The 20,771-nt window shown below is 70.9% G+C and carries 25 protein-coding genes; 16 read left to right on the top strand and 9 right to left on the bottom strand.

The features are described from left to right. Nucleotides 1-124 precede the first annotated feature (124 nt). From ACQF4J_RS17040 to ACQF4J_RS17010, 7 genes are all read left to right on the top strand, one after another. Nucleotides 125-1,531, top strand: a complete 1,407-nt coding sequence (locus ACQF4J_RS17040; RefSeq protein WP_351561131.1) for a family 2B encapsulin nanocompartment shell protein — start codon at nucleotides 125-127, stop codon at nucleotides 1,529-1,531. 113 nt (nucleotides 1,532-1,644) lie between these two features. Then, nucleotides 1,645-2,766, top strand: a complete 1,122-nt coding sequence (locus tag ACQF4J_RS17035; protein ID WP_351561133.1) for a family 2 encapsulin nanocompartment cargo protein polyprenyl transferase — start codon at nucleotides 1,645-1,647, stop codon at nucleotides 2,764-2,766. A gap of 231 nt (nucleotides 2,767-2,997) precedes the next feature. Continuing rightward, nucleotides 2,998-3,594 carry a GNAT family N-acetyltransferase gene (locus tag ACQF4J_RS17030; protein ID WP_427166015.1) on the top strand — a complete coding sequence of 199 codons (597 nt, stop codon included), beginning with the start codon at nucleotides 2,998-3,000 and terminating at the stop codon, nucleotides 3,592-3,594. 66 nt (nucleotides 3,595-3,660) lie between these two features. Next, a complete protein-coding gene (locus ACQF4J_RS17025) occupies nucleotides 3,661-3,855 on the top strand; it encodes a hypothetical protein (RefSeq protein ID WP_351561137.1) in 195 nt (64 codons plus the stop codon). Nucleotides 3,856-3,941: 86 nt separating this feature from the next. Then, nucleotides 3,942-4,355 carry a YciI family protein gene (locus ACQF4J_RS17020; RefSeq protein WP_351561139.1) on the top strand — a complete coding sequence of 138 codons (414 nt, stop codon included), beginning with the start codon at nucleotides 3,942-3,944 and terminating at the stop codon, nucleotides 4,353-4,355. 5 nt (nucleotides 4,356-4,360) lie between these two features. Beyond that, nucleotides 4,361-5,563: an RNA polymerase sigma factor gene (locus tag ACQF4J_RS17015; protein ID WP_351800543.1), complete on the top strand. Its 1,203-nt coding sequence runs from the start codon at nucleotides 4,361-4,363 to the stop codon at nucleotides 5,561-5,563. A 9-nt stretch (nucleotides 5,564-5,572) separates the two neighbouring features. After that, nucleotides 5,573-5,890: a DUF952 domain-containing protein gene (locus ACQF4J_RS17010; RefSeq protein ID WP_427166012.1), complete on the top strand. Its 318-nt coding sequence runs from the start codon at nucleotides 5,573-5,575 to the stop codon at nucleotides 5,888-5,890. Between the two features lie 36 nt (nucleotides 5,891-5,926). Here the strand turns inward: ACQF4J_RS17010 and ACQF4J_RS17005 are convergent, their stop codons facing one another. Further along, complete coding sequence (locus ACQF4J_RS17005) at nucleotides 5,927-6,340, bottom strand: VOC family protein (RefSeq protein ID WP_351561144.1); 414 nt, start codon at nucleotides 6,338-6,340, stop codon at nucleotides 5,927-5,929. 27 nt (nucleotides 6,341-6,367) lie between these two features. Beyond that, complete coding sequence (locus tag ACQF4J_RS17000; protein WP_351561618.1) at nucleotides 6,368-6,760, bottom strand: AraC family transcriptional regulator; 393 nt, start codon at nucleotides 6,758-6,760, stop codon at nucleotides 6,368-6,370. Nucleotides 6,761-6,862: 102 nt separating this feature from the next. Here ACQF4J_RS17000 and ACQF4J_RS16995 point away from each other — a divergent pair, with 102 nt between their 5' ends. Continuing rightward, nucleotides 6,863-8,017 (top strand): inorganic phosphate transporter, encoded by a 1,155-nt coding sequence (locus tag ACQF4J_RS16995; protein WP_351561145.1) that lies wholly within the window; start codon nucleotides 6,863-6,865, stop codon nucleotides 8,015-8,017. Nucleotides 8,018-8,033: 16 nt separating this feature from the next. After that, nucleotides 8,034-8,267, top strand: coding sequence for a hypothetical protein (locus ACQF4J_RS16990; protein ID WP_351561147.1), 234 nt, complete (start codon nucleotides 8,034-8,036; stop codon nucleotides 8,265-8,267). A gap of 274 nt (nucleotides 8,268-8,541) precedes the next feature. Here ACQF4J_RS16990 and sodN read toward each other — a convergent pair whose 3' ends face one another. Next, nucleotides 8,542-8,937 carry a superoxide dismutase, Ni gene (gene sodN / locus ACQF4J_RS16985; RefSeq protein ID WP_023546844.1) on the bottom strand — a complete coding sequence of 132 codons (396 nt, stop codon included), beginning with the start codon at nucleotides 8,935-8,937 and terminating at the stop codon, nucleotides 8,542-8,544. A gap of 145 nt (nucleotides 8,938-9,082) precedes the next feature. On the opposite strand from sodN, the gene sodX reads away from it, so the two are divergent. After that, nucleotides 9,083-9,517 (top strand): nickel-type superoxide dismutase maturation protease, encoded by a 435-nt coding sequence (sodX, locus tag ACQF4J_RS16980; protein ID WP_142147322.1) that lies wholly within the window; start codon nucleotides 9,083-9,085, stop codon nucleotides 9,515-9,517. On the opposite strand, the gene ACQF4J_RS16975 is transcribed toward sodX, so the two are convergent. Continuing rightward, nucleotides 9,421-10,050 (bottom strand): CGNR zinc finger domain-containing protein, encoded by a 630-nt coding sequence (locus ACQF4J_RS16975; RefSeq protein WP_351561149.1) that lies wholly within the window; start codon nucleotides 10,048-10,050, stop codon nucleotides 9,421-9,423. The genes sodX and ACQF4J_RS16975 overlap by 97 nt on opposite strands. Nucleotides 10,051-10,149: 99 nt before the next feature. On the opposite strand from ACQF4J_RS16975, the gene ACQF4J_RS16970 reads away from it, so the two are divergent. Continuing rightward, nucleotides 10,150-10,923 carry a class I SAM-dependent methyltransferase gene (locus tag ACQF4J_RS16970; RefSeq protein ID WP_351561151.1) on the top strand — a complete coding sequence of 258 codons (774 nt, stop codon included), beginning with the start codon at nucleotides 10,150-10,152 and terminating at the stop codon, nucleotides 10,921-10,923. Between the two features lie 104 nt (nucleotides 10,924-11,027). Then, entirely contained in the window at nucleotides 11,028-11,459 is a 432-nt protein-coding gene (locus ACQF4J_RS16965; protein WP_351561153.1) for a hypothetical protein, read from the top strand. A gap of 67 nt (nucleotides 11,460-11,526) precedes the next feature. Here the strand turns inward: ACQF4J_RS16965 and ACQF4J_RS16960 are convergent, their stop codons facing one another. Genes ACQF4J_RS16960 through ACQF4J_RS16950 form a run of 3 tightly spaced genes read right to left on the bottom strand, consistent with a single transcriptional unit; the run spans nucleotide 11,527 to nucleotide 14,283 of the window. Continuing rightward, complete coding sequence (locus ACQF4J_RS16960) at nucleotides 11,527-12,339, bottom strand: amino acid ABC transporter ATP-binding protein (protein ID WP_351561155.1); 813 nt, start codon at nucleotides 12,337-12,339, stop codon at nucleotides 11,527-11,529. After that, nucleotides 12,336-13,280, bottom strand: a complete 945-nt coding sequence (locus tag ACQF4J_RS16955; protein ID WP_351561157.1) for an amino acid ABC transporter permease — start codon at nucleotides 13,278-13,280, stop codon at nucleotides 12,336-12,338. The genes ACQF4J_RS16960 and ACQF4J_RS16955 overlap by 4 nt, the downstream gene beginning before the upstream one ends. 46 nt (nucleotides 13,281-13,326) lie before the next feature. Then, nucleotides 13,327-14,283, bottom strand: a complete 957-nt coding sequence (locus ACQF4J_RS16950; RefSeq protein ID WP_351561159.1) for an ABC transporter substrate-binding protein — start codon at nucleotides 14,281-14,283, stop codon at nucleotides 13,327-13,329. Between the two features lie 571 nt (nucleotides 14,284-14,854). Between ACQF4J_RS16950 and ACQF4J_RS16945 the strand changes: the two genes are divergently transcribed. From ACQF4J_RS16945 to ACQF4J_RS16930, 4 genes are all read left to right on the top strand, one after another. Then, nucleotides 14,855-16,078, top strand: coding sequence for an NAD(P)-dependent malic enzyme (locus tag ACQF4J_RS16945; RefSeq protein WP_351800531.1), 1,224 nt, complete (start codon nucleotides 14,855-14,857; stop codon nucleotides 16,076-16,078). A gap of 199 nt (nucleotides 16,079-16,277) precedes the next feature. Then, nucleotides 16,278-17,243 (top strand): zinc-binding dehydrogenase, encoded by a 966-nt coding sequence (locus tag ACQF4J_RS16940; protein WP_351561163.1) that lies wholly within the window; start codon nucleotides 16,278-16,280, stop codon nucleotides 17,241-17,243. Nucleotides 17,244-17,353: 110 nt separating this feature from the next. Further along, nucleotides 17,354-17,563, top strand: coding sequence for a helix-turn-helix domain-containing protein (locus tag ACQF4J_RS16935; protein WP_016437953.1), 210 nt, complete (start codon nucleotides 17,354-17,356; stop codon nucleotides 17,561-17,563). Continuing rightward, a complete protein-coding gene (locus tag ACQF4J_RS16930) occupies nucleotides 17,563-18,135 on the top strand; it encodes a Clp protease N-terminal domain-containing protein (RefSeq protein ID WP_351561165.1) in 573 nt (190 codons plus the stop codon). Before ACQF4J_RS16935 ends, ACQF4J_RS16930 begins: the two co-directional genes overlap by 1 nt. A 187-nt stretch (nucleotides 18,136-18,322) precedes the next feature. Here the strand turns inward: ACQF4J_RS16930 and ACQF4J_RS16925 are convergent, their stop codons facing one another. Then, nucleotides 18,323-19,387, bottom strand: a complete 1,065-nt coding sequence (locus tag ACQF4J_RS16925) for a PadR family transcriptional regulator (protein WP_351561166.1) — start codon at nucleotides 19,385-19,387, stop codon at nucleotides 18,323-18,325. A 1-nt stretch (nucleotide 19,388) separates the two neighbouring features. Continuing rightward, entirely contained in the window at nucleotides 19,389-20,468 is a 1,080-nt protein-coding gene (locus ACQF4J_RS16920; protein WP_351800528.1) for a DUF4097 family beta strand repeat-containing protein, read from the bottom strand. Between the last annotated feature and the right edge of the window lie 303 nt (nucleotides 20,469-20,771).

Raw genomic sequence — 20,771 nt, 5'->3', positions numbered from 1 at the left:
GTGATCCATTCCCGCTCTTTCGGGTAATAGCACCGACACGCTCCGTGATGGAAGGCTGGTCAACGCAGATCGCGATGGGCGGTGCGGTTCGACCGCCGTCCATGACCGGGAGGGCAATTCTCATATGTCGGTAGGCGAAGAGGTCCGTACGGAGCAGGGCAGGCCGCAGCAGAGTCTCGGCACCGCCGCCGCGCGGAACCTGGCCACCACGACCAAGTCCGCGCCGCAGATGCAGGAGATCAGCTCCCGCTGGCTGCTGCGCATGCTGCCGTGGGTGAACGTGCAGGGCGGCACGTACCGGGTGAACCGGCGACTGACCTACGCCGTGGGGGACGGCCGCATCACGTTCGTGAAGACGGGCGACCGGGTCGAGGTCATCCCCGCCGAACTGGGCGAGCTGCCCGCGCTGCGCTCCTACGAGGACGAGGAGGTGCTGTCCGAGCTCGCCCAGCGCTGCCGGCAGCAGGAGTACGCGCCCGGGTCGGTGATCGCCTCCTTCGGCGGCCAGGCCGACAAGGTCTACCTGCTGGCGCACGGCAGGGTGGAGAAGGTCGGCACGGGCCCCTACGGTGACGACGCGGTCCTCGGCGTGCTCGGCGACGGCTCCTACCTGGGTGAGGCCGCCCTGCTGGACCCGGACGCCATCTGGGAGTACACGGCCCGCGCGGCCACCGCCTGCACGGTGCTGATCCTGTCCCGGCAGGACGTCGAGCAGGTCGCGGAGCGCGCCGAGTCCCTGCGCGAACACCTCCGGCGGCAGCGCGCGGTCCCCGAGCAGGACACCAACAAGTACGGCGAGAAGGCGATCGAGCTCGCCGCCGGCCACTCCGGCGAGCCGGACATCCCGCACACCTTCGTCGACTACGAGGCCCGGCCCCGCGAGTACGAACTGAGCGTCGCCCAGACCGTGCTGCGCATCCACACGCGCGTGGCCGACCTCTACAACCAGCCGATGAACCAGACCGAGCAGCAACTGAGGCTGACCGTGGAGGCGTTGAAGGAGCGCCAGGAACACGAGCTGGTCAACAACCGGGAGTTCGGGCTGCTGAACAACTGCGAGTACGACCAGCGGCTGCAGCCGCACGACGGGGTGCCCAGCCCCGACGACCTGGACGAACTGCTCAGCCGGCGCCGCGGCACCAAGTTCATGCTGGCGCACCCGCGCGCGATCTCCGCGATCGGCCGCGAGTTCAACAAGCGCGGACTGGTCCCGGAGACCATCGAGGTGGGCGGCAACCGCATCCCCACCTGGCGGGGTGTGCCCATCTACCCGTGCAACAAGATCCCCGTCACCGAGGCGCGGACCAGCTCGATCATCGCCATGCGTACCGGCGAGGCCGAGCAGGGCGTCGTCGGCCTGCAGCAGGCCGGCATCCCGGACGAGATCGAGCCGAGCCTGTCCGTGCGCTTCATGGGCATCAACGAACAGGCTGTCATCAAGTACCTGGTGACGGCCTACTACTCGGCCGCGGTCCTCGTCCCGGACGCGCTCGGCGTCCTGGAGAACGTCGAGATCGGCCGCTGGAGGTGACGTTTCGCCACCTGGAAGCAGTGTCCCCGCCCGGCCGGACGGGTAGACCTCGGTCGTATGCGCCCGGCCGGAGCGCAGACGCCGCCGTCCGCGGACCGACCGAGGAGGAGCCCATGACCGCCGAGTCCGTGGCGGAGACTCAGCATCGCTCCGACGACGGGGGAGACCGTGCCACGGCGGTGCGGTACCGCGCCGCGGGACCGCCGCCGCTCGACGGCCACGAGGCGACGGTGATCCTGGAGCGCACCCGGGCGTCGGTCGACCCCGAACTACACGCCGCCATCGACTCGTTGCCCGGCTCCATGCGCCGGATCGCGCTCTACCACTTCGGCTGGGAGCGGGCCGACGGGACACCGTCGGCCGACAACGCCGGCAAGGCGATACGCCCCGCGCTCGTCCTCACCGCGGCCACCGCGCTCGGCGGACCGGCGGCGGCCGCGGCGGCCGTAAGGGCGGCGGCCGCGGTGGAACTGGTGCACAACTTCACGCTGCTGCACGACGACGTGATGGACCGCGACACCACCCGCCGCCACCGGCCCACCGCCTGGACGGTGTTCGGTGACGCCGACGCCATCCTCGCCGGGGACGCCCTGCAGGCGCTGGCCCTCGGACTGCTCGCCGAGGACCCGCACCCGGCGGCCGCCGCGGCCGCGGCCCGGCTCGCGGCCTGCGTCGTCGAACTGTGCGCCGGGCAGCACGCGGACACGGCACTGGAGCGGCGCCGGCCCGGCGAGGTCCGCCTCGACGAGGTGCTGACCATGGCCGAGGCCAAGACGGGCGCGCTGCTGGGGTGCGCCTGTGCGCTCGGCGCGCTGTACGCGGGCGCCGAGCAGGAGCACGTCGAGGCGCTGGACGCGTTCGGCCGCCAGGCCGGGCTGGCCTTCCAGCTCATCGACGACGTCATCGGCATATGGGGCGACCCGCACCGCACCGGCAAACCGGCCGGTGCCGACCTGGCCGCCCGCAAGAAGTCGCTGCCGGTGGTCGCCGCGCTGACCTCGGGCACACCGGCGGCCGCCGAACTGGCCGAACTGTACGCGGCGCCGTACGAGAAGGAGGACGTGGCGCTCACCGCCCTCGCCGTCGAGCGGGCCGGCGGGCGGGACTGGGCGCAGGACGAGGCCGCCGACCGGATGGCCCGTGCGATGGACGAGCTGTCCCGCGCGGTCCCCGACCCGGAGGCGGCGGGCGGGCTGCTGGCGCTGGCGGAGTTCGTGACGCGGCGCACCGGCTGACCGGGCCGCCCGAAGACCCCGGGGCCCCACCGGCCCGGCCGTACGGCTCCTGACCCCGTACGGCCGCCGAGGACCCCGGCCGACGGGTCCCGCACATCCCCACGGTGTGCGGGCCCCGTCATCCTCCACGTCCTGTCTGCCCGCGTCGCATTTTGCCCCTGTCGTCCGCCCGCCTTCCGGATAGGCTCAACCCCCGTGCGATCAAGGTCGGTTGAGACGGAGGGACGGCACATGGGTGTGGCGATCCGGACGGCGGACGAGGGCGACCGCGACATGGTCGTCCGGCTGCTGGACGAGGCCTTCCAGGACGATCCGGTCAGCGGCTGGGTCTTCCCGGGCGACGAGTACCGCCGTACGACGCACCACAGGCTGATGGCCGCCTTCACCGGGATCGTGCTCGCCGAGGGGCGGATCGACGTCACCGAGGACGGCAGCGCGTGCGCGCTGTGGCTGCCGGTGCCCGCCGAGGCGCACGACCCCGACGACGACGGCGCGCAGCAGCTGCGGGCCGCGGTCGACCCGGACAACGAGCGCGTCGAACTGATCGGCCGGCTGACGGCGGACATCCATCCCGCGGGCCGCGCCCACGAGTACCTGTGGATGATCGGCGTGCAGCCCCGGCGGCAGGGCGAGGGCCTGGGCACCGCGCTGATCCGGCACGTCCTCGACCGCTGCGACCGCGAGGACCTCCCCGCCTACCTGGAGGCGAGCAGCGCCCGCAGCCGCGCCCTGTACGAGCGCCTCGGCTTCGAGCCCGCCCGCGCCCCCCTCGCCCTTCCCGACGGCCCCACCATGTGGCCGATGTGGCGCGAACCCCGCACCCCCTGAGAAACCCAGCGGGACACCGCGATCCAGGGCCCTGCGCGCAAGCGGTGACCGGCCTACCCTGAGGGCATGGACCGCTCGGACCGGGTCTGTCCCGTCTGTGGACAGCCCGTGGAGACCGTCGTCAAGCGGCACAAGACGCTCGGCGCCTGGGTCCCGGTGTGGACGCCGGGCCCCTGCCGCAACCCCGAGTGCGAGGCGTACGTCCCCGGTGTCGCCGAGCCCCGAGGGGAACCCGGCGGGACGGTCCCCGAAGAATCCTGAGAGCCCGTGTCGAGAATCGCGGGCCGGCTCCGACGTCCCCTGTGCAGGCCGCCCGCCGCGGGCGGCCCCGGCCGAAGGAGCGAATCATGAAGTACCTGGTCATGGTGGAGTGCACACAGGCGGACTACGAGGCCATGCGGGGCAGCGGCAACGCGACCTCCCCGGCCTGGAGCCAGGAGGAGATCCAGGCGATGTACGCGTTCATGGGCGCCCTCAACGACGACCTCGCCGAGACCGGCGAACTCGTCGACGCCCAGGGCCTCGTCGAGCCGGCCAGGACCCGGCTGGTCGGCCTGGACGACGACGGCAAGCCGGTGATCACCGACGGCCCGTACGGCGAGACCAAGGAACTGCTGGCCGGCTACTGGGTCCTGGACTGCGCGAGCCTGGAGCGCGTCACGGAGATCGCCGAACGCGTCCTGCAGTGCCCCCAGCCGGCCGGCGCGCCCAGCTACCCGGTGGTGATCCGGCCCATCGACCACCCCTCCGCGGACGTCTGAGCCCCGTGCGGACCGCCACCGACGTCGAGGACCTGCTGCGCATCCACGCCCCGCAGGTCCTCGGCGCGCTGGTCAGGCGGTACGGACACTTCGACGCGGCCGAGGACGCCGTACAGGAGGCGCTGCTCGCGGCGGCCCGGCAGTGGTCCTCGGCGGGCGTGCCGGACAACCCGCGCGGCTGGCTGATCAAGGTGGCCGCGCGGCGGCTGACGGACGCCCTGCGGGCCGACGAGGCGCGGCGGGCGCGCGAGGAGCGGGCGGCCGCGCTGAGCCTGCGGGTCTCCGGCGCGGACCGGGCGCCCCGCGAGGACGACACCCTCAGCCTGCTGTTCCTGTGCTGCCACCCGGATCTGACCCCGCCCGCCCGGATCGCGCTCACCCTGCGCGCGGTCGGCGGCCTGACCACCGCGGAGATCGCCCGCGCGCACCTCGTGCCCGAGGCGACCATGGCACAGAGGGTCAGCCGGGCCAAGCAGAAGCTGCGGGGCGTGCGCTTCGGGCGGCCGGACAACTGGGAGAGCCGTCTGCCGGCCGTCCTGCACACCCTCTACCTGATCTTCAACGAGGGCTACACGGCGACCTCCGGCGCGAGCCTGCAACGCCGTGACCTGGCCGCCGAGGCGATCCGCCTGACCCGGGCCGTCCACCGGCTGCTTCCCGAGGACGGCGAGGTGGCCGGTCTGCTCGCCCTGATGCTGCTCACCGACGCCCGCCGCGACGCCCGCACCGGACCGCACGGCGAACTCGTCCCCCTCGACGAGCAGGACCGGTCCCGCTGGGACAGGGCGGCCGTCGAGGAGGGCGTCGCGCTGGTCACGCGGGCGCTGTCCCGAGGCCGCGCCGGCCCCTACGGGTTGCGGGCCGCCATCGCCGCCGTGCACGACGAGGCACCCAGCGCCGAGGCGACCGACTGGCAGGAGATCCTGGGCCTGTACGAGGTGCTGGTCCGCCGGGTCCCGGGCCCCGTGGAACGCCTCAACCGCGCCGTGGCGCTCGCCATGGTCGACGGACCCTGCGCCGGGCTCGCCGAACTGGCCCTGCTGCAGCCCGCCCCCGGTCACCGTCTGGACGCCGTCCGCGGCCATCTGCTGGAGCGGGCGGGCGCGTACGAGGAGGCCCGGGCGGCCTACGAGACGGCGGCCGCGAACACCCTCAGCCTGCCCGAGCAGCGCTACCTGCGGCAGCGGGCGGCGCGTCGGGCGCCGTAACGTGCCCCCATGACCGACCACATCGTCCACATCACCGAGCGCTCCCTGTGGGAGGCCGCCCGCGCGACGGGCACGTACGAGATGTCCACCCGCGGCCGCACCCTGGGCCAGGAGGGCTTCGTCCACTGCTCCACCCGCGCCCAACTCCCGGCCACCGCCCGCCGCTTCTTCGCCGGTCTCGACGACCTGGTGGTCCTGGTCATCGACCCCGACCGTCTCGACGTACCCGTGAGGTACGAGGCGAACAAGCCCGGCGGTGAGGAGTTCCCGCACGTGTACGGGCCGATACCGGTGGGAGCCGTCGTGGACGTGGAGCCCTGGGCGTGACCGGGTTGTCGCGCCGCGGCGGCCGGCGGTGGGCCCTCAGCCCTGCCGCTCCATGAACCGCAGCATGTTCCCCGCCGGGTCGCGGAACGCGCAGTCGCGCACCCCGTACGGCATGTCCGTCGGCTCCTGGATCACCTCGGCGCCGGACGCCTCGACGCGGGCGAAGAGGGCGTCGCAGTCCTCGGTGGTGAAGTTGACCCCGCGCAGCACACCCTTGGCCAGCAGCTGCTCCATCACCTCACGGTCGGCGGGCGAGAGGTCGGGGTTGGCCGCGGGCGGCTCCAGGACGATCGACACGTCCGGTTGCAGTGGCGGCCCGACGGTCGTCCACCGCATGCCCTCGTACTTGACGTCGTTGCGGATCTCCAGGCCCAGGACGTCGCAGTAGAAGGCGATCGCCTTGTCGTGGTCGTCGACGGCGATGAAACAGTTGTGCAGTTTCAGGTCCATGGTTCCAACCTAAGGCGACGACCGGCGTCACGTCCGTCGTGGACGCGTGTACGCGCGCACCACGCAGGGCGGGATCTCCGCGCTCTCCTCGTGCGAGCGGGCCCGGTAGGAGCTGGGTGTCTCGCCCACCAGCTCGGTGAAGCGGGCACTGAAGGAGCCGAGGGAGGTGCAGCCGACCGCCATGCAGACCTCGGTGACGGTGAGGTCGCCGCCGCGCAGCAGGGTCTTGGCGCGCTCGACGCGGCGGGTCATCAGATAGCCGTACGGGGTCTCGCCGTAGGCCTCGCGGAAGCTGCGCTGGAAGTGGCCCGGCGACATCAGGGCGGTGCGCGCGAGCGCGGCCACGTCGAGGGGCTCGGCGTACTCGCGGTCCATGCGGTCGCGCGCCCTGCGCAGCCGTACCAGATCCTCACGATTCACCACGTCAGCATCGCACGATCCTCACCGGCCGGGCGCGGGAAGCCGAACTGGGCTTCGCCCTCAGTTCGCCTGCTGTACGAAAGCGCTTGTTCCCATGGGGCGATGGACCACATCACGTTCCTCGTGGCGGTCGTCATCGTCACGGCTCTCGCCTTCGACTTCACCAACGGTTTCCATGACACGGCGAACGCGATGGCCACCTCCATCGCCACCGGCGCCCTCAAACCCAGGACGGCCGTCCTCATCAGCGGAGTCCTCAACATCGTCGGGGCCTTCCTGTCGACGGAGGTCGCCAGGACGATCTCCGGGGGGATCGTCGACGACACGCTCGTCAGCCCGGCGATGATCTTCGCCGGGCTGGTGGGGGCGATCCTGTGGAACCTGCTGACCTGGCTGCTCGGGCTGCCGTCGAGTTCGTCGCACGCGCTGTTCGGCGGACTGATCGGGGCCGTGTGGGTCGGGGCCGGCTCGCACGGCGTGCACTTCGACAAGGTCGTCGAGAAGGTGCTGATCCCGGCCGTGGCCTCGCCCGTCGTGGCCGGCGTCGCCGCCCTGATCGCCACCTACTTCGCCTACCGGCTCACCGCCCGCGCCCGCAGGGGCTCGGTCACCAGGGGCTTCCGGCTCGGTCAGATCGCCTCGGCCTCCCTGGTCTCCCTCGCGCACGGCACCAACGACGCGCAGAAGACCATGGGCATCATCACCCTCACCCTGATCTCCGCGGGCGCCCTCGGCCACGACGCCGGCCCGCCGGTGTGGGTGATCGCCTCGGCCGGCCTCGCCATCGGCCTGGGCACCTACATCGGCGGCTGGCGGATCATCCGCACGATGGGCAAGGGCCTGACCGAGATCCAGTCCCCGCAGGGCTTCGCCGCGGAGACGGCCTCCACGACCGTCATCCTGACCTCGGCGCATCTGGGCTTCGCCCTGTCCACCACGCAGGTCGCCTCCGGCTCCATCCTCGGCGCGGGCCTGGGCCGGCGGCTGGCGGAGGTCCGCTGGGGCGTCGCCGGCCGCATGGTCGCCGCCTGGCTGATCACGCTGCCCGCCGCCGCGCTCGTCGGCGGTGTCTCGGCGAGCGCCGTCAAGCACGGCGGCGACCTCGGCACCGTCGTCGTCGCGCTGGTCGGCGCCGCCCTCGCCGCGGGCATCGTCCTGCTCTCGCGCCGCAACCCGGTGCACGCGAACAACGTCAACGACGCCCACGAGGTCACCATCCGCACCGAGCCGCCGGCCCGCGTCGGCACGGCCGCCTGAGGCAGGGGGAGTTTCGATGAGTCTCGACTGGAACGCACTCGGTCAGGTCACCGCGGTGAGCATCGGCGTCACCGTCGCCGTGGTCGTCGTCTTCGCCCTCGGGGTTCTCGGCCTCGCGCGCCACGAGGGCGCCCGTGAGGAGGGGGAGGGCGCCTCGTCCCCAGGCATGGCCCAGGCGGGGCTGTGCTTCCTGGCCTGCGCGGCCGTGGTGGCGTACGGGATCTGGCTGATCGTGCCGCAGTTCCACTGAGCACCGGAAAGGACTACGGGATGACGAAGCCCCTGCTTGGACAAGGACGGGGAGGTCGTCGGCAGCCCCGACCCGCGGATCGTGGGCGCTGCGGCGGGACTGCTGGAGGCGGGGGAGGACGACGACGGCGGCCGTTAGGCGGGGGAGGACCACGGGAGGCCCCGGATGCGGGAACGCCGAAGGGGTCCGACCGGTTTTCCGGTCGGACCCCTTCGGGAAGCCCGTGGACCCGCGATGGTGCACCGATCGCCGGTCCCCGCGAACGGAAGGCTTGTCAGGCCTTCTTGGTCTCCCAGAAGATCTTGTCGATCTGGGCGATGTAGTCCAGGGCCTTCTGGCCGGTGGCCGGGTCGGTGGACGCCTTGGCGGCCGAGAGGGCCTTCAGGGCGTCGTTGACCAGCTGGTGCAGCTCCGGGTACTTCTCGAAGTGCGGGGGCTTGAAGTAGTCGCTCCAGAGCACGGAGACGTGGTGCTTCGCGAGCTCGGCACGCTGCTCCTTGATGACGGTGGCACGCGCCTGGAAGTGCGGGTCGTCGTTGCCGGCCATCTTCTCCTGGACGGCCTTCACGGACTCCGCCTCGATGCGGGCCTGGGCCGGGTCGTACACGCCGCAGGGCAGGTCGCAGTGCGCGCTGACCTTGACCTTGGGGGCAAACAGGCGGGAAAGCATGAAGCGTTCCTTCCTCGTGATCGTCTTCTCAGGTGCGACATTACTCCCTGGGAGAGGCTATTTCGCGAGTGCCCCCATGGGCTTAGGACAAAAGTCCAGGGTGAGACTGAGACTGGTGGAGGATCGGACCGGGGAGGTGCCGGGGATGCCGGAGCTGTCGCAGGACGTCGAGCGCGGACGGGCGCTGCTGCCCTTCGGGGTGGCGGAGGTGACCGGACCGTCCATGGTGCCCACGCTCCATCACGGGGACCGCCTCGTGGTGCAGTACGGCGCCCGGATCCGGCCCGGTGACGTCGTCGTACTGAGGCATCCCTTCCAGCAGGACCTGCTGGTCGTCAAGCGGGCCGCCGAGCGCCGCGAGGGCGGCTGGTGGGTGCTCGGCGACAACCCCTACGCGGGCGGTGACAGCACGGACTACGGGACCGTCCCGGAGGACCTGGTACTGGGCAGGGTCCGCTTCCGGTACCGGCCGCTGAAGGCCGGTCAGCGCTCCCCGTTCGCGCTCGCGCGCTGGGCGCTGTCGGCCGCGTGGCCCGTCGTCTCCGACCGGTCGGCCTCCAGGCGCTTGCGGGCCCGGTAGGCGGCCACGTTCGCCCGGGTGGCGCAGCGGTCGGAGCAGTAGCGGCGGGAGCGGTTCGTCGAGGTGTCGAGGTAGGCGTTGCGGCACGGCGCCGCCTCGCACAGCCCCAGGCGGTCGACGCCGTACTCGGTCAGATGGAACGCCAGGCCCATCGCCGCGGTGGCCGCGTAGCCCGCGGTCGCGTTCGACGGGTGGTCGGCCAGGTGCATGTGCCACAGGGGGCGGCCGTCGTCGTCCCGGAAGTTGTGCCCCGAGATCTGGGGGCTGACCGGGAACTCCAGGAGCAGCGAGTTCAGCAGGTTCACCGCCAGCGTCTCGTCACCGGCGTCGGCCGCCTCGAAGACCGCCCGCAGCCGCGCCCGGACCGAGCGGAAACGCGTCACGTCCGCGTCCGTCGCGCGCCGGGCCGCCTCCTTGTTCCCGCCGAAGAGATCCCGGACCGCTTCCACCGAGGTGAGCGCGTCCTTGCCCCGCTTCGGCTCCTCGGTGTTGACGAGCCGTACGGCGTAGTCCGAGTAATAGGCCAGTTCCACTTGTGGTCCTTACGCAGGCACTCTAGGGTCGGGGGTGCGGTCGGTAACAGACGATCGTGCTTCCAGGGTATTACGAACGTCGACGGTGGAGGGGCAGCGATGACGACGGACGCGACGGACGCCGGCAGCCGTGCGTGGGCACTGCGATACCAGCATTCCTGGGACCGGCAGCAGGAGTGGTACATGCCGGACCGCGAGGAGCGGTTCCGCGTCATGCTCGACATGGTGGAGGCCCTCGTCGGCACCGAGCCGCGCGTCCTCGACCTCGCCTGCGGCACCGGCAGCATCACCGCCCGCCTGCTCGACCGGTTCCCGAACGCCACCAGCACCGGAATCGACCTCGACCCCGCCCTGCTCACCATCGCGCGCGGCACCTTCGAGGGCGACGAGCGGGTGGGCTTCGTCGAGGCCGACCTCAAGGACCCGGACTGGCCCGCGCGGCTGCCGTACGACACCTACGACGCGGTCCTCACCGCCACCGCCCTGCACTGGCTGCGCACCGACGCCCTGGACGACCTCTACGGCCGGCTCGCCGGACTCGTCCGGCACGGCGGCGTCTTCATGAACGCCGACCACATGCCCGACGACACCACGCCCCGCATCAACGCGGCCGAGCGCATCCAGCGCCACGCCCGCATGGGCCGGGCGCAGAGCGACGGCGCCCTCGACTGGGCCGAGTGGTGGGCCCGGGCCGCCAAGGACCCGGTCCTGGCCACCCCGACGGCCCGCCGCTTCGAGATCTACGGCGACCACGCCGACGGCGAGATGCCGTCCGCGGCCTGGCACGCCCGCGCACTCCTCACCCACGGCTTCGCCGAAGCCCGCCCGGTGTGGTGCTCACCTTCGGACACGCTGCTGCTGGCGCTGAAATAGCTCACTTGCGCAACTTGGCACGTATGACGAATGATCTTCCCCGACCATTTGCTGGACGCTTGTCGAACGGGGAGAGCTCTGTCGTGAAGTTGAAGTTGAAAAGGATGACCACGGGCGTCGCGGCGACGTGCGCGCTCGTCGCCTCCGCCGGACTGGCCACCGCGCCTTCCGCGTACGCCGAGTCCGGGAGGGGTGGTTGCTACTCCTACTCGGACGTGGACACGTATCCGAACGACGACACCGTGATCCTGTGGAAGTCGTGCATCAGCAAGAAGGCCAAGCACGAAGGCCACCCCTACGCGATCGTGTCGATGGGGAAGAGGCACCCCAGGTGCAAGATCCTGATCACCGTCTTGACCACCGGTGAGAGGATCGTCTCCAAGAAGGTGTACCCCTGCCCGTCGGGCAAGGTGGTCAAGAAGCACTACAACGGCAAGGACTTCCACGGCTCGGGGCAGTTCACGACCTTCGTGCACATGTACAACGTGCAGACGGAGGGCAACCTTTCGCCGCGCAGCCCTTGGCTGAACCTCTGACGCGGTGGTGAAAAGCGGATGCCGCCCACCCCGGCCGGGGTGGGCGGCATCCGTCGTTCGTCTCAGGTCACAGGACCTTGGAAAGGAACGACTTGGTGCGCTCGTGCTGAGGGTTGGTCAGGACCTCTCTCGGGTGACCGGACTCGACGACCACACCGCCGTCCATGAAGACCAGGCTGTCGCCGACCTCGCGGGCGAAGCCCATCTCGTGGGTGACGACGATCATCGTCATACCGGACTCGGCGAGGTCGCGCATGACGTCGAGGACGTCTCCGACCAGCTCCGGGTCGAGAGCGGAGGTCGGCTCGTCGAAGAGCATCAGCTTCGGGTCCATGGCGAGCGCGCGGGCGATGGCCACGCGCTGCTGCTGACCGCCGGAGAGCTGCGAGGGGAAGCTGCCCGCCTTGTCGGCGAGACCCACGCGCTCGAGAAGCTGCTTGGCGCGCTCCCTGGCCTCCGCCTTGTTCTGCTTCTTGACCTGGACCGGCGCCTCGATGACGTTCTCCAGCGCGGTCATGTGCGGGAACAGGTTGAAGCGCTGGAAGACCATGCCGATGTCCCGGCGCTTGACGGCGACCTCGCTGTCCTTCAGCTCGTACAGCTTGTCGCCCTTCTGGCGGTAGCCGACCAGCTCCCCGTCGACGTAGAGCCGCCCGGCGTTGACCTGCTCCAGGTGGTTGATGCACCGCAGGAAGGTCGACTTGCCGGAGCCGGAGGGGCCGATGAGGCAGAACACCTCGCCGGACTTCACCTCCAGGTCGATGCCCCTGAGGACCTCGAGGGGACCGAAGCTCTTGTGGACGCCCTCGGCCTTGACCATGGCGAGGGACGGGTCGCGCGGAACGCCGGTGTCCGTCTGCTTGCTCAGCTTGTCGGTCATGCGCCCACGGCTCCCTTCGGCCGGCCCAGCGACAGCAGATTGGCCCTGACCTTCTGCAACGGTGTCGGCGGCAGCTGGCGGCTGGACCCCCGCGCGTAGTACCGCTCGATGTAGTACTGGCCCACGCTGAGGACCGACGTCATGATCAGATACCAGGCCGCGGCGAGGAAGTACATCTCCACCGGGGCGCCTGAGTTCTGACCGATGTCCTGGGCGTACCGGAACAGCTCCTGGAACTGGACGGCCGCCACGAGCGAGGTCGTCTTCAGCATGTTGATCACTTCGTTGCCCGTCGGCGGCACGATCACGCGCATCGCCTGCGGGATGATGATCCGACGGAGCGTCTTTCCGTGGCCCATGCCCAGCGCCTGGGCCGCCTCGGTCTGTCCCTCGTCGACCGCGAGCAGACCGGCGCGGCAGATCTCCGCCATGTAGGCAGCCTCGTTGAGACCGAGGCCGAGCAGCGCGGTCAGCAGCGGCGTCATGAAGACGGACCAGTACTGCTTGTAGAACGGCCCGAGGTCGATGTACGTGAACACCAGGCCGAGGTTGAACCAGACGAACAGCTGGACCAGGACCGGGGTGCCCCGGAAGAACCAGATGTAGAACCAGGCGATGGACGAGGTCACCGGGTTCTTCGACAGCCGCATCACCGCGAGGACGATGCCGCCCAGGATGCCGATCAGCATCGACAGGACCGTCAGCAGAAGGGTCTTGTAGACACCCTTCAGAATCCGGTCGTCGAAGAAGTAGTCGGGGACCGCGCTCCAGTTGATCTTTCCCTGGCCGAACGCGTAGATGATCGCGACCAGCAGGCCGATCGCGATGACGGCGGAGACGTAGCGCCCGTAGTGCCGTACCGGAATGGCCTTGATGGCCTCCGGACCGGCCTGGGGCATGCCCTCCGGGCCCGCCGTCTTGTTGTCGATGTCAGAAGTCACGGGTATTGCCTCTCAGTGCCCGCTCGAACAGTGACCGCTCGCGCGGTCACTTGCCGCCGTTGATCACGGACTCCTTGACGGCGCCGTCCTCCGCGCCCCACTTGTCGAGGATCTTCTGGTACTCGCCGCTCTTGATGATCGCGTTCATCGCGGCCTGCAGGGCGTCGCGCAGCTGGGTGTTCTCCTTGGACACCGCGATGCCGTACGGCGCCGCCTCGACCTGGTCGCCGACGATCTGGAAGTCCTTGCCGCCGCCGGAGGTCTTCACCGCGTACGCGGCGACCGGGAAGTCGGAGGAGGCCGCGTCCGCGCCGCCGGAGCGCAGACGGGTCTGGGACTGCTGGTCGTCGTCGAAGGCCTCGATGGTGATCTTCTTGCCGCTCGGGCACTTCTTCGCCTCGGACTTGGCCAGGTCCTCGGAGACGGTGCCGCGCTCCACGGCGAGCTTCTTGCCGCACAGGTCCGACCACGAGGCGATGCCCTTGGTGTCGCCCTTGCGCGTGTAGATCGAGACGCCGGCGGTCAGGTAGTCGACGAAGTCGACGCCCTCACCGACCTTCTTGCCGGTGTCGGGGTCGACGCCCTCCTGCCGGTTCTTGTTGTCCGTCATGGCCGACATGGCGATGTCGTACCGGTCGGAGCGGATACCGGTGAGCAGGGCGTCGAAGGTGCCGTTCTGGAACTCGAACTTCACACCGAGCTGCTTGCCCATCGCGGCAGCCAGGTCCGGGTCGATGCCGACGACCTTGCCCGAGCTGTCCTTGAACTCGACCGGGGCGTAGGCGATGTCGGAGCCGACTCGGACGACCCCCTTGTCCCGGATCGAGGCGGGCAGCTTGCTCGCGAGCGGGGCGGTGCTCGTCGACGCGCTGCTGCTGGAGTTGTCCTTCTTGGTCTGGTCACCGCAGCCGGTGAGGATCAGGGTGCCTGCGACCGCGATCGCACCGACCGCGGCCAGACGGTGGTGCGCGGCGGTCGCACGACGGGTGGAGCTTGCGGTCATTTTGGGTTCCTCCGGCTGATGGGTGGAGTTGCCGATGGGTCGACGAGAACACACACAATCGGGTGTCGCGACCTCGTGGGTTTACGGCATCTTGCCATTCGGACGTCGCCGTTCAGGGGGCCAGCGATGTCAAAATCGGGTAACGGGTGACCCCCGAACCCGGCCAGGTCCGGACAAGATGACAGGACCATCTCCGGAAAACCGTCATTCCGGCCGGAAGATCTCCGGCGGATCTCAGGATGCGGACCTGTATGACGAGGTGTTGATCACTGTTCGACCGGTCGTCGAGCGCAGGTCGAGGGTCTGTTCCCTATATTTCGGGACGATTCTCGTCACCTAGATGTGACCTTCCGGTGCTGTGGTGTGACCTTGCACTTAATGGACTCGTCCTCGACGGGTCCGTCCGGTAAGAAGGTTCTTTACACCCCTCATCCGGGGCTCGAGGCGCGTGTGCGGCGCGCCCGTCGCGTATGACCCGTACGCATCAACAGATCGGGGCATGCGCGGTCCCGCCCACTTCTCACCAGGAGTGGCCACCCTCAACCATTGAAGACTTAAGGGGTAAAACAAAGTGGCAGCGGAGATCGTCAATCCTCGCAGCGACAGCAGTACGGACCAGGACGGCGGGGCGGAGCCCCTCGATTCCTTCGATCCGGCGTTCGCGCTGCACCGCGGCGGCAAGATGGCCGTGCAGGCCACCGTGCCGGTCCGTGACAAGGACGACCTGTCCCTCGCATACACACCCGGCGTGGCGCGCGTGTGCACCGCGATCGCCGATCAGCCGGAGCTGGTCCACGACTACACGTGGAAGTCGTCCGTGGTGGCCGTCGTCACCGACGGCACCGCCGTTCTCGGACTCGGGGACATCGGCCCCGAGGCCTCCCTCCCGGTCATGGAGGGCAAGGCCATCCTGTTCAAGCAGTTCGGCGGCGTGGACGCCGTGCCGATCGCTCTGAACTGCACCGGTGTGGACGAGATCGTCGAGACCGTGGTCCGGCTCGCGCCCTCCTTCGGTGGCGTCAACCTGGAGGACATCTCGGCACCCCGGTGCTTCGAGATCGAGCGCAAGCTTCAGGAGCGCGTCGACATCCCGGTCTTCCACGACGACCAGCACGGCACCGCGGTCGTGACGCTGGCGGCCCTCAGGAACGCCGCACGGCTGACCGGCAAGGGCCTGGGCGACCTGCGGGCCGTCATCTCCGGCGCCGGCGCGGCCGGTGTCGCCATCGCCAGGATGCTGGTCGAGGCCGGCATCGGCGATGTCGCCGTGGCCGACCGCAAGGGTGTCGTGTCCGCCGACCGCGAGGACCTCACGCCGGTCAAGCGGGAACTCGCGGGCTTCACCAACAAGGCCGGCATCACCGGTTCGCTGGAGGACGCCCTGGCGGGCGCGGACGTCTTCATCGGCGTCTCCGGCGGTACGGTCGCGGAGGAGGCCGTCGCCTCGATGGCCGAGGGCGCGTTCGTGTTCGCCATGGCCAACCCGAACCCCGAGGTCCACCCCGACGTCGCGCACAAGTACGCGGCCGTCGTGGCGACCGGGCGGTCCGACTTCCCGAACCAGATCAACAACGTGCTGGCGTTCCCGGGCATCTTCGCGGGCGCGCTGCAGGTGCGGGCCTCCCGGATCACCGAGGGCATGAAGATCGCCGCCGCCGAGGCGCTGGCGGGCGTGGTCGGGGACGACCTCGCCCCGGACTACGTCATCCCGTCGCCGTTCGACGAGCGCGTCGCTCCGGCCGTCACGGCCGCGGTCGCCGCCGCGGCTCGCGCGGAGGGCGTCGCGCGGCGCTGACGTCCGCCTCGTCGGCCGTCGCATCGGCCGAATGACCCGTTGAATGACCCCGTCCGGTCGGGCGGGGTCATTTCTTTACCCGGCCGCCCACCCGTGTGAGTGAATGTGCCGCCGGCGCTCGGGCCGGCGGGTGCAAGAGGGCATGTGTCACAGGGCCGCACGGTTCCGTCGGTTCGGGTCGCCGCCTATCGTCAAGGTCATGTTCGCCGTCTACGCCGCCCGAATCGACCGCGACCAGCCGCTGAGCGGCCTCGAACTCGGGGACCGCCCCGCTCCCGAGGCCCGGCCCGGCTGGAGCACCGTCAACGTCAAGGCCGCCTCCCTCAACCACCACGACCTCTGGTCGCTCCGGGGCGTGGGTCTGCCCGAGGAGCGACTGCCGATGATCCTCGGCTGTGACGCCGCCGGCGTCGACGAGGACGGCAACGAGGTCGTGCTGCACTCGGTGATCGGCCAGAGCGGACACGGGGTCGGGCCCAGGGAACCCCGTTCCATCCTCACCGAGCGCTACCAGGGGACCTTCGCCGAGCAGGTCGCCGTGCCGACCTGGAACGTGCTGCCCAAGCCCAAGGAGCTCTCCTTCGCGGAGGCCGCCTGTCTGCCGACCGCCTGGCTCACGGCGTACCGGATGCTCTTCACCAACGCGGGTGTCCGGCCGGGGGACTCGGTGCTGGTGCAGGGCGCCGGCGGTGGTGTCGCCACGGCCGCGATCGTGCTCGGCAGGGCCGCGGGGCTGCGGGTCTTCGCCACCAGCCGGGACGAGGCGAAGCGGAAGCGGGCCCTGGAGCTGGGGGCCGTGGAGGCGGTGGAGTCGGGCGCCCGGCTGCCGCAGCGGGTCGACGCCGTCATCGAGACCGTCGGCGCCGCCACCTGGTCGCACTCCATCAAGTCCCTGCGCCCCGGCGGCACGCTCGTCATCTCCGGCGCCACCAGTGGCGACCGGCCCTCGCATGCCGAACTCACCCGCATCTTCTTCCTCGAACTCAAGGTCGTCGGCTCCACGATGGGCACCAAGGACGAACTGGAGGACCTGCTGTCCTTCTGCGCCGCCACCGGCGTGCGTCCCGTCATCGACGAGGTGCTGCCGATGGACCGCGCGCGCGAGGGCTTCGAGCGGATGGAGTCCGGGGAGCTGTTCGGGAAGGTCGTCCTCACCAACGACTGACGCTTCTCCCGCCCTTGGTCCGTGCCTGCGGCCGACCCGTTCTCCGGGTCGGCCGTCCGCGTTTGTCAACCATGGTTGACGGGGGCGGCTTGTCAACGTAGGTTGACGCCATGACCGAAGCAACGGATCTCGCCGAGCGTGCCGGCGACCGCGATCCACGGGTCGGACTCCGTGCCGTCGCCGCACTTCGCCGTCTGCTGGAGCAGCTGGAGGCGGTGCAGGTGCGCAGTGCGCGCAATCAGGGCTGGTCGTGGCAGGAGATCGCCGCGGAACTCGGCGTCAGCAGGCAGGCCGTGCACAAGAAGTACGGGAGGCATTGATGTTCGAACGGTTCACGAAGGACGCCCGTGCGGTGGTGCGGGGCGCGGTGGAGCACGCGGAGCGGGCGGGGGCGGGCACGGTCGACGCCGAGCACCTCCTGCTCGCGCTGCTCGAACGGGAAGGCAGCCGGGCCTCTTTCGCGCTGACCTCGCTGGGAGTGGCCGGTGAGGGCAGGGAGTCCGTACGCGACGCCGTGGCCGAGGGGCGACGGCGCGCCGGGCTCTCCCGGGCCGATGCCGACGCCCTCGCCGGGCTGGGCATCGACGTGTCGGAGATCGTCGCCCGGGTCGAGGAGGTGCACGGCGTGGGAGCCATGTCCGGTGACCGGGGGGACAAGGGCTGGTGGTCGGGCCGCCGTGCCTTCGGCCGCGACGCCAAGGGCGTCCTCGAGAGGTCGCTGCGCACCGCGATCGCCCACGGCGACCGGCACATCGGCGATGAGCACCTGCTGCTGGCGCTGACCGCCGGCGGCGGCGTGGCGGCCGAGGCCCTCGCCGACCACGGCGTGACACACGAGTCCCTGACGCGGGTCCTGTACGGCGGGGACGGGGGGCGAGCGAAGGCCGGCTGAGGGGCCCGGGCGGGGGTAGGCGGCTGGGGGCTGGCTGAGGGGGTAGGGCCTTCGCCGGTGGTAGGGCCTTGGCCGGCCAGTCGGCCGGCCAATCGGGCGGGCGGGCGGCCGGTCGGGCGGAGTCCGCTTCCCTCGGGGCTGACGTCGGTGGCTGTGGCGTCCGCGAGGGGAAGCGGTCCTCCGGTGCTCAGACCCTGGGGCCGCGCAGTATCGCCCCGATGTGGGCCGCCGCCGTCGACAGGTGGCGGCGCGCTTCGCGGAGCTGGTCCTCCGTGACGCCGTGGTCCCTGGCCGCGTCGCGGATGTCGTCGCGGAAGCGGTCCAGGAGACGGTCGAGGTCACGGGCCGGTTCGCCGGTGGCGTCCTCGTGCGCCCAGGCCGGCTCGTACTCGGCGGGGAAGTCCTCGGGCGTCGGCGCGTACTCCGGCCGCGGTGCCGAGGCGCCGGTTCCGGTGCCGTTCCGTCCGAATCCGAAGTCCTTCCCGAACTCCTTGCCGAAGTCCTTCCCGAAGTCCCCGAACTCCTTGGCCAGTTCCGTCAGGCCCTCGCGCACCCCCGTCGGCCAGTCACCGCGCGCGAAGTGGTCCTGGACCTGCTCCTGCACGCGCCGCCCGATGCGCTGCAGTTCCTCCTGTGCCTGGGCCCGGGCCCGCTCCTGTGCCTCCTTGGCCTGACGCCGGGCCCGCTGGGCCTCCTCGCGGGCCCGCCGGCTCTCGTCCTTGGCCCGCCGGGCCTGCTCCTTCCACTCCTGCTTGACCCGCCGCATCTCCTCCTTGGCGGCGCGCCAGGCCTCCTTCTCGTCGTAGTCGCCGAAGTCCTGCGGAGAACCGTCACGTTCACCGTGGTCCTTTGCGCCCCCACCCCGCCGGGCCTCGGTGGCCGCCGCCCGCATCTCGCGCCGCAGGTCGCCCGCGGCACCGCGCACGTCGGCCCGGATCTCGGCGGCGAGTTCGGCGACCGACTCGCGGATCTCCAGCTCCAGGTCGGCCAGTTCACCGGAGCGGTCGGCCAGTTCGGCGCGGCCCGCGTCCGTGATGGCGTACACCTTGCGACCGCCCTCGGTGGTGTGGGTGACCAGGCCCTCGGCCTCCAGCTTGGCGAGGCGGGGGTAGACGGTGCCCGCCGACGGTGCGTACAGCCCCTGGAACCGCTCCTCCAGGAGGCGGATCACCTCGTAGCCGTGGCGCGGGGCCTCGTCCAGCAGCTTCAGCAGGTAGAGGCGGAGGCGGCCGTGGGCGAAGACGGGGGGCATGTCAGAGCACCTTCTTGTCGGTCGTGCCGTCGGCCGGGGCGTCGCTCGCGCCACTGTCCTGGCCGGAAACGGAATTGTCCCCCGAGCCGCCGTGCGCTCCGTCCGCCGGGGTGTCCGCAGAGTCCGCCTGCGGTGCGGCGTCCGATGGCGGGGAGTCGGTCCCCGTGTCCCCGGGGGCCGCGTCCGACGGTGTCGCCTCCGTCCCCGCACCGCCCGGGGCCGGGTCCTCGACGACCGGGCCGATGTCCTCCGGATCGACGTCCCAGGGCTCGTCCTCGATCGGGGGCCGGCGAAGCAGGGCGATCGAGCCGGAGACCGTCGTCGCCTTGAGGCTGCCGCTGCCCGAGCCGAGCCGGCCGGTGATGCGCTTGGCGCCCCACTGGCCACTGACCCGCAGGTCCTCGAAGGCGTTGGAGACCGTCCCGCTCGCCGTGTTCGCCTCCACCCTCGCGTCCGCCGGGTGGGGCAGCCGGATGGCGATCTCGCCGGAGACGCTCGTGAGACTGATGTCGGTCGGCCGGCTCGCCGGGTCGAGGTCGACGATCATCGAGCCGCTCACCGAGTCCGCCTTGACCGAGGAGCCCGCCTCGACGACGGTCAGGTCCCCGGAGACGGAGTTGAAGCGGAGGTCCCCCCGCAGCGCCTGCGCCTCCAGGTTTCCCGAGACGGTGTCGGCGCGCACCGGGCCGGTGAGCCCCACCAGGGTCGTGTCCCCGGTGACCCCCTTGACCTCCGTGCGCCCCTCCAGGCCGGAGACCACGGCCGCGGCGCCGACCACGCCCACCTCGAGGCGGGTGTCGGCCGGCACGGCCAGGGAGACCACGGCGCTGCGCCGCCACCCCTTGCGGTCGAGCCACTTGAGGAACCCCTTCCAGGGCAGGTCCTCGTAGGCCACGGTGAGTGTGCCGTGCTGCTGGGTGACCACCAGGGGTGGTCCTGCGAGGTCGGAGACCTCCAGGCGGGCGGAACCTTCGTCCGTGCCCACCACGTTCACCGTTCCGTTGACGATGCGTACGTGGAGCTCTCGCACGGGCTCGTCGAACGTGAGCTTCCGCGGCTCTGAGACGGACCACTCGGGCATGGTGCTGACCTCCCCGTCGCAACGCGCCATATCGCGTCTTCTTGATTTCACGATATATCGCGGACGCGGAAAGTCAAGACACTCTTTCCGGTGACACGGCGACATCGGCGCCACCGCCACCGCCACCGCCGCCGCCGCCGACCCCGACCCCGCTACCGACACCGACCTCGACCCCGCCGCCGACCTCGACCCCGCTACCGACACCGACCTCGACCCCGCCACCGACCTCGACCCCGCCACCGACCCCGCCACCGACCCCGCCACCGCCGCCGGTGGTGTCGCCCGCCCTGAAATCGACCCGGC

It is taken from the genome of Streptomyces sp. C1-1, assembly GCF_050214755.1.
GTDB lineage: Bacteria > Actinomycetota > Actinomycetes > Streptomycetales > Streptomycetaceae > Streptomyces.
This window is presented reverse-complemented; position numbering and strand designations above follow the sequence as displayed.

What these genes read in the sequence shown, in the direction of transcription:
- ACQF4J_RS17040 (WP_351561131.1), top strand. Translation starts at nt 125, where the DNA reads ATGTCGGTAGGCGAAGAGGTCCGTACGGAGCAGGGCAGGCCGCAGCAG.
- ACQF4J_RS17035 (WP_351561133.1), top strand. Translation starts at nt 1,645, where the DNA reads ATGACCGCCGAGTCCGTGGCGGAGACTCAGCATCGCTCCGACGACGGG.
- ACQF4J_RS17030 (WP_427166015.1), top strand. Translation starts at nt 2,998, where the DNA reads ATGGGTGTGGCGATCCGGACGGCGGACGAGGGCGACCGCGACATGGTC.
- ACQF4J_RS17025 (WP_351561137.1), top strand. Translation starts at nt 3,661, where the DNA reads ATGGACCGCTCGGACCGGGTCTGTCCCGTCTGTGGACAGCCCGTGGAG.
- ACQF4J_RS17020 (WP_351561139.1), top strand. Translation starts at nt 3,942, where the DNA reads ATGAAGTACCTGGTCATGGTGGAGTGCACACAGGCGGACTACGAGGCC.
- ACQF4J_RS17010 (WP_427166012.1), top strand. Translation starts at nt 5,573, where the DNA reads ATGACCGACCACATCGTCCACATCACCGAGCGCTCCCTGTGGGAGGCC.
- ACQF4J_RS17005 (WP_351561144.1), bottom strand. Translation starts at nt 6,340, where the DNA reads ATGGACCTGAAACTGCACAACTGTTTCATCGCCGTCGACGACCACGAC.
- ACQF4J_RS16995 (WP_351561145.1), top strand. Translation starts at nt 6,863, where the DNA reads ATGGACCACATCACGTTCCTCGTGGCGGTCGTCATCGTCACGGCTCTC.
- ACQF4J_RS16990 (WP_351561147.1), top strand. Translation starts at nt 8,034, where the DNA reads ATGAGTCTCGACTGGAACGCACTCGGTCAGGTCACCGCGGTGAGCATC.
- sodN (WP_023546844.1), bottom strand. Translation starts at nt 8,937, where the DNA reads ATGCTTTCCCGCCTGTTTGCCCCCAAGGTCAAGGTCAGCGCGCACTGC.
- sodX (WP_142147322.1), top strand. Translation starts at nt 9,083, where the DNA reads ATGCCGGAGCTGTCGCAGGACGTCGAGCGCGGACGGGCGCTGCTGCCC.
- ACQF4J_RS16970 (WP_351561151.1), top strand. Translation starts at nt 10,150, where the DNA reads ATGACGACGGACGCGACGGACGCCGGCAGCCGTGCGTGGGCACTGCGA.
- ACQF4J_RS16965 (WP_351561153.1), top strand. Translation starts at nt 11,028, where the DNA reads ATGACCACGGGCGTCGCGGCGACGTGCGCGCTCGTCGCCTCCGCCGGA.
- ACQF4J_RS16960 (WP_351561155.1), bottom strand. Translation starts at nt 12,339, where the DNA reads ATGACCGACAAGCTGAGCAAGCAGACGGACACCGGCGTTCCGCGCGAC.
- ACQF4J_RS16950 (WP_351561159.1), bottom strand. Translation starts at nt 14,283, where the DNA reads ATGACCGCAAGCTCCACCCGTCGTGCGACCGCCGCGCACCACCGTCTG.
- ACQF4J_RS16940 (WP_351561163.1), top strand. Translation starts at nt 16,278, where the DNA reads ATGTTCGCCGTCTACGCCGCCCGAATCGACCGCGACCAGCCGCTGAGC.
- ACQF4J_RS16935 (WP_016437953.1), top strand. Translation starts at nt 17,354, where the DNA reads ATGACCGAAGCAACGGATCTCGCCGAGCGTGCCGGCGACCGCGATCCA.
- ACQF4J_RS16930 (WP_351561165.1), top strand. Translation starts at nt 17,563, where the DNA reads ATGTTCGAACGGTTCACGAAGGACGCCCGTGCGGTGGTGCGGGGCGCG.
- ACQF4J_RS16925 (WP_351561166.1), bottom strand. Translation starts at nt 19,387, where the DNA reads ATGCCCCCCGTCTTCGCCCACGGCCGCCTCCGCCTCTACCTGCTGAAG.
- ACQF4J_RS16920 (WP_351800528.1), bottom strand. Translation starts at nt 20,468, where the DNA reads ATGCCCGAGTGGTCCGTCTCAGAGCCGCGGAAGCTCACGTTCGACGAG.